Here is a 317-nt window from a genome sequence, read left to right on the forward strand (position 1 = left end):
CCGGTAATCAGGGTTTCGGCGGCGCTAAGCGCACGGCTTTTGCTGCCGCCTACGCCCCAGCTTCGGGCTTCTTGGTAAGCTTGGGCATACTTCGCGTTCCCCAGCCTCATGGACAGCCGTTCGCTGTCGCTTTTACCGGCATATTGCTCATAACTGCCGTCGTTTTGCTCTTTCAGACGGCCTTCGTAAGCGGCCTGTTGTTTTTCCAGCTCTTCGGCTGCCGCTTTGGCACGGTTGCCACTATAGGTGCCGACGGCACTGTGGATGGCGGCAGTCGATTGGGCGACGGTTTGCTGTTTGTCGAGTAGATTTTGCAG

1 protein-coding gene is annotated in these 317 nt (G+C 57.7%); it reads right to left on the reverse strand.

The genetic code is table 11. The features are described 5' to 3' along the window. On the reverse strand, positions 1–317 hold a 317-nt coding region (locus ACTHSW_RS10860; protein ID WP_440373922.1), incomplete at both ends, for a hypothetical protein.

The organism is Neisseria sp. P0008.S004, assembly GCF_051962755.1.
GTDB lineage: Bacteria > Pseudomonadota > Gammaproteobacteria > Burkholderiales > Neisseriaceae > Neisseria > Neisseria subflava_A.